The sequence below is a fragment of the Mesorhizobium sp. CNPSo 4689 genome (assembly GCF_057784325.1).
In genome coordinates this window covers 1-15834 of record NZ_JBWLUZ010000002.1, presented here as the reverse complement: position 1 = coordinate 15834, position 15834 = coordinate 1, and the positions used below count along the sequence as shown (strand labels likewise).

General features: G+C 64.7%; 13 protein-coding genes. 3 read left to right on the top strand and 10 right to left on the bottom strand.

Annotation, left to right across the window (positions count from 1 at the left end; all coding sequences use genetic code 11):
* Positions 1–27: 27 nt before the first annotated feature.
* From AC04SI_RS02935 to AC04SI_RS02910, 6 genes are all read right to left on the bottom strand, one after another.
* Entirely contained in the window at positions 28–2190 is a 2163-nt protein-coding gene (locus AC04SI_RS02935) for an amylo-alpha-1,6-glucosidase (protein WP_404282504.1), read from the bottom strand.
* Positions 2191–2241: 51 nt separating this feature from the next.
* The gene (locus tag AC04SI_RS02930) at positions 2242–3303 is read right to left on the bottom strand and encodes a glycosyltransferase family 4 protein (protein WP_404282506.1); all 1062 of its coding nucleotides are present in this window, start codon (positions 3301–3303) and stop codon (positions 2242–2244) included.
* A 158-nt stretch (positions 3304–3461) separates the two neighbouring features.
* Positions 3462–4640: a hypothetical protein gene (locus AC04SI_RS02925; protein ID WP_404282508.1), complete on the bottom strand. Its 1179-nt coding sequence runs from the start codon at positions 4638–4640 to the stop codon at positions 3462–3464.
* Positions 4641–4678: 38 nt separating this feature from the next.
* On the bottom strand, positions 4679–5689 hold the full coding sequence (locus AC04SI_RS02920; protein WP_404282510.1) for a succinylglutamate desuccinylase/aspartoacylase family protein: 1011 nt from the start codon (positions 5687–5689) through the stop codon (positions 4679–4681).
* 4 nt (positions 5690–5693) lie between these two features.
* Entirely contained in the window at positions 5694–6038 is a 345-nt protein-coding gene (locus AC04SI_RS02915; protein WP_404282512.1) for a RidA family protein, read from the bottom strand.
* Between the two features lie 36 nt (positions 6039–6074).
* On the bottom strand, positions 6075–7397 hold the full coding sequence (locus AC04SI_RS02910; RefSeq protein ID WP_404282514.1) for an alanine racemase: 1323 nt from the start codon (positions 7395–7397) through the stop codon (positions 6075–6077).
* Positions 7398–7474: 77 nt separating this feature from the next.
* Here AC04SI_RS02910 and AC04SI_RS02905 point away from each other — a divergent pair, with 77 nt between their 5' ends.
* Entirely contained in the window at positions 7475–8416 is a 942-nt protein-coding gene (locus AC04SI_RS02905; RefSeq protein ID WP_404282516.1) for an amidohydrolase family protein, read from the top strand.
* On the opposite strand, the gene AC04SI_RS02900 is transcribed toward AC04SI_RS02905, so the two are convergent.
* From AC04SI_RS02900 to AC04SI_RS02885, 4 genes are read right to left on the bottom strand one after another with little or no spacing between them, the layout of a single operon-like run.
* Positions 8390–9361, bottom strand: coding sequence for an ABC transporter permease (locus AC04SI_RS02900; protein ID WP_488473896.1), 972 nt, complete (start codon positions 9359–9361; stop codon positions 8390–8392). The genes AC04SI_RS02905 and AC04SI_RS02900 overlap by 27 nt on opposite strands.
* Positions 9358–10323 carry an ABC transporter permease gene (locus AC04SI_RS02895; RefSeq protein WP_404282520.1) on the bottom strand — a complete coding sequence of 322 codons (966 nt, stop codon included), beginning with the start codon at positions 10321–10323 and terminating at the stop codon, positions 9358–9360. The genes AC04SI_RS02900 and AC04SI_RS02895 overlap by 4 nt, the downstream gene beginning before the upstream one ends.
* Complete coding sequence (locus tag AC04SI_RS02890) at positions 10320–11819, bottom strand: sugar ABC transporter ATP-binding protein (RefSeq protein WP_404282522.1); 1500 nt, start codon at positions 11817–11819, stop codon at positions 10320–10322. Before AC04SI_RS02890 ends, AC04SI_RS02895 begins: the two co-directional genes overlap by 4 nt.
* A 27-nt stretch (positions 11820–11846) precedes the next feature.
* A complete protein-coding gene (locus AC04SI_RS02885; protein WP_404282524.1) occupies positions 11847–12899 on the bottom strand; it encodes a substrate-binding domain-containing protein in 1053 nt (350 codons plus the stop codon).
* A gap of 240 nt (positions 12900–13139) precedes the next feature.
* Here AC04SI_RS02885 and AC04SI_RS02880 point away from each other — a divergent pair, with 240 nt between their 5' ends.
* The gene (locus AC04SI_RS02880) at positions 13140–13937 is read left to right on the top strand and encodes an IclR family transcriptional regulator (RefSeq protein WP_404282526.1); all 798 of its coding nucleotides are present in this window, start codon (positions 13140–13142) and stop codon (positions 13935–13937) included.
* A 635-nt stretch (positions 13938–14572) separates the two neighbouring features.
* A partial coding sequence (locus AC04SI_RS02875) for a VCBS domain-containing protein (protein WP_488473895.1) occupies positions 14573–15834 on the top strand: 1262 nt, incomplete at its 3' end.

Below are 15834 nucleotides of genomic sequence, written 5' to 3'. Positions count from 1 at the left end.
ATCGGTTCCGATATTTTCCGATCCCGCCTACGTCCTGACGATCAGCGGCACTAAACCTTCATGGCGATCGGCGAGAAAGGCCACCACCCGGTCGCCTACGCGCTGGAAGGTCAGGTCGACAGCCATTTCGCCGACATTCAGATGCCGCAACGTGAGCGTGTCGATACCGATTGGCAGCCTTGGCCGTGTCACCCGGATTTGGCCATCCCAGCCGTCGATCTCCAGGCCGAGACAGGCCTGCATCAGCATGAAGGCCGAGCCCGCCGACCAGGCCTGCGGCAGGCAGGCGACCGGATAGGCGATCGGCGCCTCGCCCGGCGAGCGAGTAAAGCCGCAGAACAGCTCCGGCAGCCGCATGTTGAAATGCACGGCGGACTCGAACGTGCCGCTCATCAGCCGGACCACGCTCTCGCGCTCGCCATAGCGCGCCAGGCCGACGCCGCAGATGGCGGTGTCATGTGGCCAGATCGATCCGTTGTGGTAGGACATCGGGTTGAACAACACGGCATCGTCGGCGAGCGTCCTCAGCCCCCAGCCCGAATGGAAGGACGCGGACAAAAGCTGATCGGCGACCATCTGCGCCCGCGCCGGTTCGGGAAGCCCGACGAAGAGGAGATGCCCGGCATTCGAGGTCCGCACCTTGCAGGGCTCGCCAGCGCCGTCGATAGCAAGGGCGTAAAAGCCGAGATCGTCCAGCCAGAAGTCACGCTCGACGGCGATCCGCATCTCTTCGGCGCGGCTCTCCCAATGCTCGGCCTGTGCGTATCCGCCTCGGCGGCGCGCAAGTGCCGCCAGGCCACGGAAGGCGGCAAAGACATAGCCTTGCACTTCGACGAGCGCGATCGGGCCTTTGGGAATGCGGCCGTCGGCGTGGAAGACCGAGTCAAAACTGTCCTTCCAGCCCTGGTTGGCGAGGCCGGATTCGGCGGCACGCTGATAGGTGACGAAGCCGGTCGCCCGGCTCGCCTCCTCCGTCCATTCGGCGGCGGCAGTGAGCGACGGCCACAGCCTGTCAATGAAGTCCATGTCGCCCGTACGGTCCGCATAGGCGCAGGCGAGATGGATGTAGAGCGGCGTCGTGTCGACGCCGCCATAGTAGCGGCCGAAGGGAAGCTCGCGCAGCGCCGCCATTTCGCCTTTGCGGGTCTCGTGCATGATCTTGCCCGGCTGCGAGTCGCTGAACGGCGAGGTCTCCGTCGCCTGGTGCTGGGCGAGGAAGGCGAGCACGCCGCGCGCCAGGCCGGGGTTGAGCCACAGCATCTGCAGCGCCGAGATGACGCCGTCGCGGCCGAATGCCGTCGAAAACCAGGGGATGCCCGCATAGGGGTAGGGTCCTGTAGCAAGCTCGGTGGTGAGCAGCGCCACATCGGCACGGGCGCGCTCGACCCAATCGTTGAAGACGCGGCCCGAACTGTGCACGGTGGCGCCGTGGCGGCGCTTGGCCCGCATGCCGAAGCGGGCGCGCGCCGCAGCGGCGCGGAAGCGATCGCGGTCGGGGGGGTCCGCCGCCTCCGGACCGACCTCGATATAGAGCACCTTGCTGCTGCGCTTGATCACCGCGATCAGGAAATCAGCGCGGCTCTCCGTCAGTTGATCGGGCGCCTGCGAGAACGAGATCGCCGACAGCCGTGCCAACCCGTCCAGTCCGTCATAACGAAGCAGCACCGATGTCGCATCCATCTCGGCCGCATGCGCCATGCCGCGCTTTAGCCTCGTCGAGCCGCGCACTTCGAACATGTCGCGGAAGTCGGCGGCAAAGTGCAGAGAGACACGAATGGCCGAGGTTTCCTGGCTGTAATTGGAAAGCGTGATGCGTTCGAACAGCCGGTCCTGCCACAACAGCCTGACGCGCTCGATATGGATCGCGCCCTGCGGAATGTCGCGACCGCCGACACTCTGCATTGGCAGGTTGGTGAGGTTGCTGGTGAACAGCACATTGTCCTGGCTGAGCGAGGCGCCGAGCAGCGATGTCTGCCTGCCGCCGACCGTCAGCCGGAATTCCGAGAGCACGCGCGTGTCGTCGCGGAAGAACCCGTCGCCGGCGCCTCTGATATCGCCATAGGCATCGGTGACGGCAAAACAGTCACCCTGCTTAAGCGCGAACAGCCGATGCGGCTCGCGTGGCGCGGTCTCGTCAAGGGAGGCAAGGGCCACGGCGGGATCAAGCTTGCGCTCGTCGAGCTCTGTCATCCGTCACATCTTTCCTGTTTGCTCCCCACGCCCCAGGTCAAGCGCTATCGCTCACGAGGCCTTCGCTTCGGTTGAGCCGGCGAGCAGACGCACATAGGCGGCTACATAGTCGCGGGCCATTCTCTGCGCGGAAAACCGCTTTTCGAAGGCGGCCCTCACCTTTCGCCTGTCGAGTTGAAGCAGAGCCGGCACGTCAGCCACCGCCTCGTCCATGGAATTGACGACAAAGCCGGTCACGCCCTGGTCGATGATCTCCGGCAAGGCGCCGCAGTTCCAGGCGATCGACGGCGTGCCGCAGGCCATCGCCTCGATCGGCGCAAGACCGAATGGCTCCGGCCAGTCGATGGGGAAGAGCAGGCCGGCAGCCCTGCCGAGGAATTCAGCCTTCTCACCTTCGGCGATCTCGCCGACATAGTCGACGCGGTCGCCGTCGATCAGCGGCTCGACCACCTCGTGGAAATAGGGGCGATCGTCGTCGCCGATCTTGGCCGCAAGCTTCAACCTCAATCCCGAACGCCTGGCGATCTCGATGGCGCGGTCCGGCCGCTTGTCGCGCGAAAACCGGCCGAGGAAGGCAAGGTAAGGCTCTTCAGCCTCCGTCTCAAAAATCGGCTGGTAGATATCGACCGGCAGCCCGTGCTGGATCGTCGCCAGCCAGTTGGCGTCGGCCAGCCCTGTCCTTTGGCTATGCGAGATGGAAATCATCGGAAAGCGCGGGAAGCGCCGATAGGCGGGCGCCAGATCGACATAATCCAGCCTGCCATGCGGTGTCGTCACCGTTCGCTCCGCCATATCCTTGAAGAAGGGAAAATGCAGGAAGTGGCTAAGGTGGAAATGAATGACATCGAACTGGTCAGCCAGCTCGCGCACCTCCGCCAGCATCGCAAGATGCGCCGCCACTTCGGATTTCTTCGGGCGCGGATCAAGCCGAAGCGCGCATTCGCGCCCGGGCACCAGCTTCGCCGAGGTCCGGCTGTCGCCGCTGGCGAACAGCGTCACTTCATGGCCCAAATCCACCAGCGCCTCGGTCAGGTAGGAAACGATGCGCTCGGTGCCGCCATACAGCCTGGGCGGAACCGACTCGTAAAGCGGCGCGACATGAGCAATTCGCATGGATCCCCTCGTGATTGGCCAAGGGCAAAATGCATCAACCCGCAGATCGTTCCTGCCTGGTGTCGGAGCCGCGGCGAGAAACCGCACCGGCGCACCCATCGGGCGCCATCGCACGGCGTTCCCGATCGCCCGCACCGACGCTGGCCGTGTCGGCGTGCTCAAGCAGACAATGCTGCCCCTATCCAGTCGAGCCGGGCGGCCGGAACAAGGCCGTAATTGTAGAAATTGATGCCATCGACACTCGGCGCTTTCGCCGGCTTCACTTTGGCGGCGAGCACTTCGGGGCCGGCCATCTCCGGATAGAAGAGGCGATAGCCTGTACCAAGGAATTTTTCAGGTCCGAGCGCCGCGCGACCCGCCGCCATCAGGCTTGCGACATCGCCGGCCTGCATGTCGTAGGCGCACAGGATCGCGCCGTCGCAGACCTTGCCGAGTGCTTCGAGATCGCAGCCGCCAAGCCAGCCGTCTTTCAGATCGATGATGACGACACGCGTGCCGGGGTGAGCGGCCTCGCGCAGTTCCGCGACCAGACTGGTCACCGGCTCGAACCGCCAGATGAGATAGGCGTGCAGCTCCGGCCACGGGAGAAAGACATCGAGACCGCCGGTGGGAAAATCGGCGAAGCGCCGTTCCGGCACCGCGCGCTCGCAGGTCTCGGCGATCCATTGCCTGACCAATTTGCGCGCTGCTTCACCGTCGATCCCGGCCTGAGCCGCACGGGCGAGACAGGCGGGACAAAAACACAGCGACAGCAGAAAGTCGTCTTCCGGCGTCAGCCCGACGCCATCCTTCTCGTGATGGTATTCATGGGCGAAACCCATGAAGGACGGACTTTCGAGCTCGATCCGGTCCGGCCTGTAGCCATGCGAGATATCGGCGACCAATGCGCGGACATAGGCGCGCGCATCCGGATGCGAGGGACAGAGATTGTAGTAATTGGCATCGCCGAAGGCGTTGCGGGTCACGGCCTGCGGATGCAGCATGCCAAGGCGCGTATTGTGCAAGCAGACGGTCCAGCACGAAACCCCGAGCCCACCAGCGTCGCGCCGGCGGACAAGATTGCCGAGAACGTCGCCGCCTTGCGTGATCACGTCGGCCACCTTGGGCTGGATGGCGAGGCTCACCCAGCGCGCGGCCGTCGGTTTGAAATAGATGGTGCCGTCCTCCGGGAAATAGGCTTTCCGGCGCGGACTGCGTGGCTGCAGGAAGCGGCCGGCATGATAGGAGGTCGCCAGGCTGATCATATTGAGCCCGGCGCGCTCCACGAGGTCGCGTTCGACCGCATCCAGGCCGAGATCCTGGATGTCCCAGGGATAGGTCCACATCGAAACCTGCATGAAATATCCTCAGTCCTGATCCTGGCACGGCTTCATGGTCAGCCCTCGACCGGCTCGGCGACCTGCATGAGGCAGTCCCCCGCCTCGCACATCGTATGCAGCCGACGCGACAGCACGATGCCGCCTTCGGCGAAGTGCAGGGCTTCCTCAGCGAGATCGAGCCGCTCGAGATCGTGATACCAGCCGGCCAATTCTCCTGAAGTCACATTATCGCCGAGCCTGACTGCCGGCTCGAACCAGCCGCGGCGAGTGGCATAGATGCCCTGGCTGTGACGGGACAGCGACAACAACCGCGTCGGCGCCGCCGGCACGGCCTCCGGCGCCAGGACTGGCGCCTCGACTACGCCCAACGCAACCATGAGACTGTCCAACGCGCGGGCGGTGAGTGCCATCGAATCGACTGTAGCGGTACCGCCGCCACCGAACTCGCCGCTGACGCCGATGGCGCCGGCCCGGCGCGCCGCGCCCATCGAGGTCGGCGACGATGGACCGTTGTCAGCGACGAAGCCATAGGGCATGCCGAGCGCGCGCATCAGCTCCACGCCGCGCTTGTGGCACCCGGGATCGGCGTTGCGCTCGACCAGCGCGGTCGGCAGATGCTCCATCGACGTGCCGCCCGAATGGATGTCGAAGACGACATCGTGGCGGGGGAACAAATCCGTCTCCAGGAACTTGGCGAGCCGGCTGGTCGGCGTGCCAGAGGGATCGCCCGGAAAGGCGCGGTTGAGATTGCCGCCGTCGAGTGGCGAGCAGCGCTTGGCGGCCATCACCGCCGGCGTATTCGCCATCGGCAGGATGGTGATGCGACCCTTGATCTGCTTCGGGTCGAGCCTGCGCACCAGCTTTGCCAGCGACAGCTCGCCCTCATATTCGTCACCGTGGTTGCCGGCCATCAAAAGCAGTGACGGGCCTTCGCCGTTGCGGATCAGGCAGATCGGCACCTTGATCTGGAAATAGGGCGAACGGTCGATCGAGAACGGGATGCTGAGGTGACCGAGCATCTTGCCGGCGCGGTCGAAGTCGAGCGTGTGGACGAGGCCGGTATGCATGGCCTCAGACCGCCGCGACCGCGGTGACCTCGATGCGCAAATCGGGATCGGCAAGGCGCGCCTCGACGCAGGCGCGAGCCGGCAGGCGCTCAGGATCGACCCAGGCGTCGTAGATGCTGTTCATGGCTTCGAAGTCGCCGATCTGCGGCAGGAAGATGTTGACCGCGACGAGCTTCGACTTGCTGCTGCCGGCCTCGGCCAGCAGCGCCTCGACCTTGGCCAGCACGTCGCTGGTCTGGCTTTCGATGCCGGCCTTGCGGTCGTCGGCCACCTGGCCCGCTATGTGCACGAGGCCGCCATAGACGACAGCCTGCGACATGCGCGGGCCGGACTGGAAATACTTGATCATATCGGATCCTTTCGTGGTTCTCTTTTGGGGGCCTGATCAGCCGAAATAGGTTGGAAAGGCGTGGCGGATGTGCCCGGTATCGTCGACACCAAAGATCACGCGGTAGCGGTCGAGGCAGGTGCAGGGGTGCGAGATGCCGAATTCGACGACGTCGCCGACGGCGATGTCCGCGCCCGGCTGAAGCGACAGGAAGGCGTGCTGGTCGTTGAGCTTGAAGACTTCGGCCCTCGGCTGCGACGAAACCGGCTTGCCGTCGCGGAACACCGTCAGCGGCGTCGGAAAGCCCTGGTCGAATGAGACGTCACGCATGCCCATGCCGCATATGGCGAGGCCGAATTCCGGCCGTGACAGCACTTCGGCCCAGACGCGCAAGGCCGGACGGACGGAGTTGCGCGCGGACGCATCGACGCCACCGATCGCAAAACCCTTGCGGGCGTCGAGCGTGCCGAGCGAGCGGTCATAGATCCCATGATCGTGGAAGAAGATGGCGCCGCTGCGCAGCACCAGCGTCGCCTTGCCGTCCCTTGAAATCACAGGCGAAAGTGCTGCGACCACCTTGTCGAAGAAGATCGAACCGCCGGCCGTGGCGATCAGCGGCACGCCGCCGCCGACGCGGGCGCGCAGCCTGAGGAACATGTCGGCTGTCGTCGCCAGCAGCGCCGATACCGCCTCGTTCGTGCGGCCGGGATCGGGTTGCGCCGCGGCCCCTTCATAGGTTGCGACACCGGCAATCAGTAGCCGCCCGCTGGTTGCCGTGATCGCATCGGCGATCGCCTCGGCCTCGGCGGTGGTCCGTGCGCCCGCCCTGCCCGCCCCAAGTTCGACCAGCACGCGCAAGGGAGCGAGCGCCCCACTGGCACGCCAGGCCCCGGCTAGCGCATTCACGGCATCGACCGAGTCGGCAAAAACGTGAAGCTCGGCGTTTGGCCAGGCACCGGCGAGCGTCGCCAGCCGGTTCGCGCCACCTGTGCCGCCGACCTCATTGGCGATGATCAGCCGCGTCAGCCCCGCTTTCAGCATCACCGTAGCTTGCCTGATATCGGCAACGGTCGTGCCCCAGGCTCCAGCCTCGACCAGCGACCGGGCAAGATCGGGCGCCATCGGCGTCTTGGCATGCGGCGCGATCGCGACACCCTGCTCACGCGCATAGCGCAGGAACAGGTCGCGATTGGTGGCGAAAGCTGTTTCGTCGAGGGTCAGCACCGGCAACGACATGCGACCCTCGGCCGGATGCCAGCACTGTGACCCGACAAGGCTGCCGTCCAGCTCGGAGGTGCCGGGCGGCACACCGCGGATGCGGTCGTCGAGCAGAATATTTTCACGCACGACAAGCGGCGGAACCGGTGTGTTTTCGTTCATCCGATGCTACCCCTTTCGCCGTCGCATGTAGAAGCCCGGATCGAATGCCGAAGCCGGTCCGACCTTGAGAGAGACCCGTGCCTAAACCCTATGCCGGACCGATCATCGACGCCCATCATCACCTTTGGGATCTCGGCCTCGGCCGGCATCCCTGGCTCGCCGCCACGGCCGGCGAGCGTGGCGGCCTGGGCAAACTTGGCCCGCTGCGCCGCAACTATCTCCCCGAGGATTATCGACGCGACGCCGCCGGGCACGATGTCGTCGCCACCGTCCATGTCGAGGCCGGCTGGGCGAGCGAAGACTGCGTTGGCGAAACGCGCTGGCTGGAGACGCTCGACAAATCGCGCGGCGTCGCTGCCGGCTACGTCGTGCACGTACCTCTTGCCAGCCGAGAAGCACCTGCTCTGCTCGAGGCGCAGGCAGCATTCGGCCGCGTCGTCGGCGTGCGCGATATATTGAGCTGGGATCCCGATCCTGTGCGCCGCTTCGCCGCCCGCGATGGCATCATGGACGATCCGGCCTGGCGCGCCGGCCTTTCCCTGCTTGGCGCGCACCGTCTCTCCTTCGACCTGATGGTGTTTCCGCGCCAGCTCGGCGATGCGGCGCGGCTTGCCGCCGCGTTCCCCGACCAACAATTCGTCCTCAACCATTGCGGCAGCCCGATCGACCGCGACGCCGAAGGCATGCGCAGGTGGCGCGACGTGCTGCGGCTTCTGGCGGAGCGCGACAATGTCGCCGTCAAGATCTCGGACTTGGTTGCCTACGATCATGACTGGACGCTCGACAGCCTGAGGCCGGTCGTCCTGCATTGCATCGACTGCTTCGGCGCGCAGCGGGCCATGTTCGGCAGCGATTTTCCGGTCGCCGGTCTGCACGCATCGTTCGACGAGGTGTACGACAGCTTCAAGGCCATTGCAGCGGACCTTTCCGCGGACGAGCAGACGGCTCTGTTCTTCGGCAACGCGAAACGCATCTATCGGCTGGACGATGCATCATCTGCGGGCCTGCTCCCGGCCTGAGAGCAGCAGCAGGCCCAGGATCAGCGAACCGAACAGGATGCTGCGCCAGCCGGGCGACGCGTTGACGACGGTGATCAACGCCGTGATCGTCACCAGCAGGATCGCGCCGGGAATGGTGCCGGCATAGGTGCCAAGCCCGCCGAGGATCGACGTGCCGCCAAGCACGACGACGGCGATCGAGGCGAGCAGATAGGGATCGCCGATCCCGACATAGCCTTGCCCGTTCATGCCCAGCACAAGCACGCCGGCGAGGCCCGAGGTAAAGCCGCTGATACCGTAGACGGCGAGTGTCGTCGACGTGACTGGCACCCCGGACAATGCAGCGGCGAGTGGATTGGCGCCCATGGCGAAGATGCGGGCACCGAAGGGCGTCGCGTGCATGACCGTCAACACAATCACCGAAACGGCCACCCACAGCAGCACGCCGGCCGGAATCCCGGCCGGCCGCGCATTGCCGAGCCAATGGACCAGCGGGTTCTCGGCGGTGACGGCGCTGCCGCCGGCAATGATGATCAGCAGGCCCTGCAGGAAGGTCGCCATGGCCAGTGTCATGATCATCGGGTGGACGCGCAACAATGCCACGCCGAGCCCATTGACCAAGCCGATGATCGTAGTCAGTGCCAGCACGACAAGCACGGGGGCAAGGCCGGTCGGATCGGCCTGCCATGACAACAACGGCAGGCTGATGGCGCTGACGGTGACAATGGCCGCCACCGAAAGATCGATGCCGCCGGCGATCACGACAAAGGTCTGGCCGGCCGCGACCAGGCCGATGACGGCGCCGAGCTCGACCAGATAGCGCAGATGGCCATAGGCGCCAAAGCCGCGCGAAGCCAAGCTTGCCGCGATCCAGACCGCGGCGACGATGGCAACCGTCAGGAATGGCCGGCTGGAGAGGACCGCCATGACACGCCTGCCGCCCGCGCTGTCTTTCCATGCTGTCATTGCTGCACCTTGCGGAATTGCGGGATTGCGACCGCGCCGATGATGATGAGACCCTGGGCGACATATTGGGCGACCGGCGTGAAGCCGAGGAAGAACATGACGCTGATCATCAGGCTGAGCAGCAGGCTGCCGGCGAGCGCGCCGCGCATCGTGCCCTGCCCGCCGAGGAAGCCGATGCCGCCGAGCACGGCGGCGGCGATGGAGTTGAGCGTGAAGGCCGCTCCGATGACAGGATCTCCAGAGCCCGTTTGCGCGGCGACGAACAGGCCGGCGCCTGTCGACAAAAGGCCGCTGATCGCATAGGCGGCGACCCGCGCGGCATCGACCGGCACGCCGGAGCGATAGGCGCCGACCGGGTTCTCGCCGGCGGCATAGAGGCTCAAGCCCAGCGGCGTTGCGAGATAGAGCTTCCACAGAAGAACGATCGCCACCAAAAGCACGAAGGCCGTGGGCGTGTCGCCGGCAAGCAGGTTGGACAGCCATTCGGGAATGGCGCCGCCGGGCCTGGGCAGGATCAGCAGTGCTGCACCGCCGATGATGAAGGAGCCGGCAAGCGTCACCACGATCGCCGGCAGGCGAAGCCGCACGACGATGAAGCCGGTCGCAGCACCGATGCCAAGGCCGGTCAGCGCCACCGCAGCGGCGCCGCCTGTGACGCCCAGAGGTCCCGCCATCGTCGTCGCGGCAATGACCGCTCCGAGGCTGACGGTAGCGCCGATCGCCAGGCTGATGCCGCCGGTGAGCATGAGGATCGCCTGCGCCATGGCGACCAGCGCCAGCGGGAACCAGCTCTGGGTGAACTTGGCGAAGCCGGAGGCCGAAAACAGGCCAGGGAAAAGGAACCCGTAGGCGATGAGAAATGCCAGCACGACGACGAACAGGCTGCGCACACCGATGTTGCGGCGCGCCTGCACCGGCCAATAGAGCGCGCCGGCGGGCCGCACGGAAGAAACAGTGCTCATGCCGCGACCTTCCGGTTCTCGGCGCCCATCGCGGCCGAAACGATGGCTTCCTCGCTCAGCGCCGCGCGCTCCAGCATGGCTGCGATGCGGCCTTCCCGCACCACCGCGACGCGCTCGCACAGATGCACCAGTTCGGGCGTATCTGAGCTGAGCAGCACCACGGCCTTGCCGGCGGCGGCGAAGGCGCGGAGCATCAAATAGATCTCACGCTTGGTCTCGACATCGACGCCGCGCGTCGGATCGTTGAGCAGCAGCACCACCGGGTCGTGCGGCATCCATTTCGCCAGCGCGACCTTCTGCTGGTTGCCGCCCGAAAGTGCCTGCGCCTGCCGTGCGAGGTCGCCCTTGATACCAAGCTGGGCGGCAAGACCTCTAGCCGTCTCGCGCTCGGCCCGGCGGCTGCGCAGCTTCAGCGCCGGCAGCCTGGCGAAGGCGGGCAGCATCATGTTGGTCGTGATGGTGTGGATCAGGTGCAGGCCCTCGCGCTTGCGGTCGGCCGGCACATAGGCAAGGCCAAGCGCATTGGCTTTCGGCACGCCGCCGGGCAGGCCCGACGCGCCGTTGACGGTCGCCGATGCCGTCCTGGCCGGAATCGCGCCGTAAAGGCCGAGCAACAGATCCTCCTGCCCCTGCCCGACCAGGCCGCCAATGCCCAGCACTTCGCCGGTCCTGATGTCGAGATCGACGTCACGCATCAGGCCGGCGGAAAAATTGCGGACCGAGACGGCGTTGGCGGGCGACGCGGAAGGCCGCCATTGCGGGAACAGATCACCGGGGTCACGCCCGACCATCAGCCGCACCAGCCCGGCGGCATCGGTTCCTTCTAGGGTCCGATCCGCCGTGCAGATGCCGTCCTTGAGCACGGTGACATGCTGGCAGAGGGTCATGACTTCGTTCAGCCGATGCGAGATGTAGAGAATGGCGATGCCTTCGCTACGCAAGCGCTCCAGCAAGTCGGTGAGGATCTTGGTTTCCGTCGCCGACAGCGACGAGGTAGGCTCGTCCAGGATGAGCACGCCCGGCTTGCGGTAGAGCGCCTTGGCGATTTCTACCATCTGCCTGCGCCCGAGCGACAGATGCCCGACAGGCGTCGACAGCGGCTCATGAAGACCGACCAGTTCGCATGCGGCCTTCGCCCGTGCGGCAAGCGCGCAGTAGTCGACCAGGCCGAACCGCTTGGGATAGGCGCCGAGGCCGATGTTCTCGGCAATTGACAGGCTGGCCGTCAGGCTGAGCTCCTGCTGCACGACAGCAATGCCGGCCTGTCTCGCAAGCGCCGGCGTCATACGCGCCACGGCGCGCCCGTCGACCTCGATTGTCCCGCCGTCCGGGCGCAAGGCCCCGGACAGCAGGTTGATCAGCGTCGACTTTCCCGCGCCGTTCTCGCCGAGCAGCGCATGCACGCGGCCCGGCTGGAGAGCGATGGAAACGTCGCGCAGAACGGGGTTGCCGAAGAAAGACTTCGACACACCCCGCGCCGCGAGGAGCGGAGCCATGGTTGCCAATGCTACAACCCTTCAGGCTTATTTCTGGGCCAGCAGCTTCTTGAACAGCTCCTCATCGTAGGGCGAATAGATGTAGCCGTCAGCCGGGAAATCCTTGGCCCGGGCGAGGTATTCGTCGATGTTGGAATTGTCGATCACCGGCAGCAGGATCTTGACGAAAGCCGGCACGTCCTTGCCCTCCAGCGCCTGGACGGCGGTGTAAGCGGCGAAGGCGCCGAGCCAGTTCGGCTGCATGGTCGCCCAGCTCTTCAGGCCCTTTTCCTTCCACAGTTCGAGGAACTGGCGCGCATTCTCGCCGGTGATCGGCACCTGGTCGCGACCCTGCTTGTCGAGCGCCAGCACCGCGCCCGCCGACAGCGCGCCGCCGAGCGAAAGGATGCCGTCGATCTCGGGGTTGGCGAACAGCAGGCTGGTCACGGCTTCCTGGGCGGGGGCGACATTGTAGGGCGTGTTGGTCTCGGCAAGCACCGTCACGTCGGGATGCGCCTTGAGTTCGGCATCGGCGCCCTTGCGCCTGTCGTCGCTGACGGAAACGCCGGCCGGGCCGTTGAGGATCAGGATCTTGCCCTTGCCGCCGATGGCGTCGATCAGGAACTTGGCCGCCTGGTCGCCCCACTGCGAGGAATCGGTGTTGACCTTGGCGGTGACCTGGTCGGTATCGACAAGGCTGTCGAAGTTGATGATGGCAATGCCCTTGGCACAAGCATCCGCGATCACGCGCGCCGGCGCGGTCGACGAACCGGCAATCAGGATGATGGCGTCGACGTCGGAATCGATCATCGACTGGATCTGCTGGATCTGCACATTGGCGTCGCCCTGGGCGTCGGTCACGACCAGCTTGTCGACCAGCCCCTGCTTCTTCAACGTCTCAACTTCGGCTTCGATCGTGCCTTGCGTCTGCTTCATCCAGGTCGGCACGGAATAGATGTTGGCCCAGCCGATCGTGTATGGCGCCTTGCGGTCGCCCTTGATGCATTTGGCGGCGGCATTGGCCTCAGAGCCCACGCCGATAGCCAGGACGAGACCGAGGCAAAGGGCGCTGGCGGATGCGAAAAACGATGGTTTCATCATGATTGTTCCCCTTCTGTGGTTGTGTCCGGACGTGCAGGGTCGGCACGAGAAAACCACTCGGTTGCCGCGTCGCGGCAACCGCCTGTCTTCTCGTCTGGACTTCTCTGCCCGGTTCACTTTTGTCCGGTATTTCAGACATCATGTCTGTATATCGGACAAAGGGGATGCTAGACTGAGCCTTGACTTCTTTCAAGCGTCTTGAGACGAGGACCAAAAAATGATTTTGAGCGGATGCTAATGATGAGCGACGGCGTGACTGAACTGATCGAAGCGGGCGGCATCGCGCCACAGAATGGCGAGCGCCGCCGCGGCATCGACCGCGTCATCATGTTGCTCGAAGCGCTGCTCAGGCACCGCGCGCCGATGCGTGTCGGCGACATTGCCAAGATGATCGGCGCGCCGCGCTCGACCACCTATGAAATCGTCAACAGCCTGCTCGAAGCCGAGATGCTCGAAAATGTCGGCACCGAAGGCTACGTCTATTTCGGTAGGGCGATGCATCTCTTCGGCTGGGCTTACTCGCATCACAACGCGCATTACCGGCGCATCCTCGAGACGCTGGACAGGATGGCCGCCGAGACCGGCGAGACGGTCCAGCTGTGCGGCCTGCGCGGCAACAAATATGTCGTCCTCGATTGCCGGGATTCGCCCGGCCCGTTCCGCATCTCCAGCGATGTCGGCGTCGAGGTGTCGATCCCGTGGACGGCGTCGGGACGGTTGCTTGTCGGCCATATGAGCGAGGAGGAAATGAAGAACTTCATTCCCGCCGGCGACTACAAGCTGCCCGATGGCCGCGTCATCGCGCCCGAGGAATTCTTCGCCGACGTCGCCCTGGCGCGCCGGCAAGGTTTTAGCGAAACCGCCGCCCTTGCCGACCGCTTCACATGGTGCATGGCCGCGCCGATCCACGACGGCCACGGCGCCATCAACAAGACGCTGTGTTTCGTGTTGCCCGTCGACACGCCGGAAGCCCGGCGCGGTGAATTGCTGTCCCTGCTGCGCGAGCGTGCCCGCGGCCTGTCGCTGGTTGGCGGCTAGCTCGATCCGTCCGCGGCCAATCGGGATCGGCGCAGCGGTCTGTTTGAGCCACCCTGCCTCCTGCAGCTTGTTTCCGCACAATCTTCGCTTTCTTCGCGGCACAAAGAAAAAACGATGAAAGCCAGCTGATTCGGTGGCCGTCTGCCGCAATTTGGAGTCGTTCTCGGCGGATATATTCCGGATGCTTCTGGTCGCCGTGCAGCCGGTCCTGTGGCGATGCGCAGGAACGGACGTCGCCCCCAGATATTAACTGTTATGCATGTTGGTTGTTGACGCTTCCTCTCCGGAAGGGTTAATAATGTCCTAATATGAGCGTTGCATAAAATAAGCCCGACCGGCAACAACGGGTAACGCGACGCTATTAGGGGCTGGGGAGCACAGCGCGGCGAACATTTTCGCCGCAGCCATCACCATTTGAGCTACCACCCGCCTGTGACCGGCCACGCAATGCGTTGGCCGCGGCTGGGCGACGTTGGGGCCTTCAGGTGCGCTGATACAGGTACGCTGACACAATTGATGTCTGCCGGGCTCGGGCATTCCGGGCGTGCGACAATTTTCGGCAGGGACGCGGCTGGTCTTTCAACATCGGTCGACAGGCGGTGGGGCGTCTGTCGTTAAACAACAGGGGGTGAAACATGGCTACTCAGATCACCGGTGCCGGCGGCACCACGACATCGTTTTCCAACACACCGCAGGCGAAAGACGACGTTTTCAACTACACCGAAGACACGGTCGTCATCGTGTCGGCTCCTCAGTCCATCATCCTGCTGAACGTGATGCAGAATGATCTGGGTGGAAACGCAAAGACCCTCTATTCGATTGACGACGGGACTTCCGCCTCGACGGCCACCAAGCAATACGCGCCGATCGACCTGACGACGGCAGACGCTCAAGTGAGCGGCGTCTCTGCCTGGGAGGACATCGGCGACGGCGTCTTCATCCGCATCAACAATGGCAAGGTCGAGATGAACCTTAGCCAGTATCTGCAGCTGCATGGCTTCTCCAGCCTGCAAGCCATGGGTGCTGGGGATAGCATAAATGAGACGTTCACCTATGCGATCAAGCTCGGCAACGGAACGCTGAGCTGGGCCAGCGTGTCGGTCAACATTCAGGGCAGCAATGACGGCGCGACGATCACCGCGGCCCCAGGCTCTGACCAGACCGTGGTGGAAGCCGGCGGCGTCGCCAACGGAACGCTCAACGATCCTAGCGCTCACGGACAACTGATCCTGACGGATGTCGACGCCGGTCAGAACCATTTCCAGAACCCGGCAAGCCTTCAGGGCACCTACGGCACCTTCACCTTCGATACGACGACCGGCGCATGGACCTATGCGCTTAACCAGGCGCTTGCCGACCCGCTGACGCAAGGGCAGGCTGTGACCGACACGCTGACGGTGACGTCGGCGGACGGAACCGCGAGCTACAATATTGTCGTCAATATCACGGGCACCAACGATGCGGCAGTGCTCTCGGCGGACGTCCGTAACTTGACGGAGGGTGACTCGGCGGCGGCGATCAGCACATCCGGCACCCTCACCATCTCCGACGTCGACAGCTCCGAGACCTTCGTCGCCCAGGTGGGAACCTCCGGCACATACGGCACCTTCGACATCGACAGCGCCGGCGCCTGGACCTACACGGCGAGTTCGGCGCACGACGAATTCGTTGCCGGCCAGCACTATATCGAGGATTTCGATGTGGTGAGCGCCGACGGCACCCACACTACGGTGCATATCGACATTTTGGGCACCAACGACGCCGCCATCATCGCCGGCACCACCACCGGTGCGGTCGACGAGGACGGCGCCGATGCGCCGGTGACGGCGACCGGCACGGTGACGGCAAGCGATGTCGACAATCCCGACAACGTCTTCCAGCCCGACAGCGGCAACGC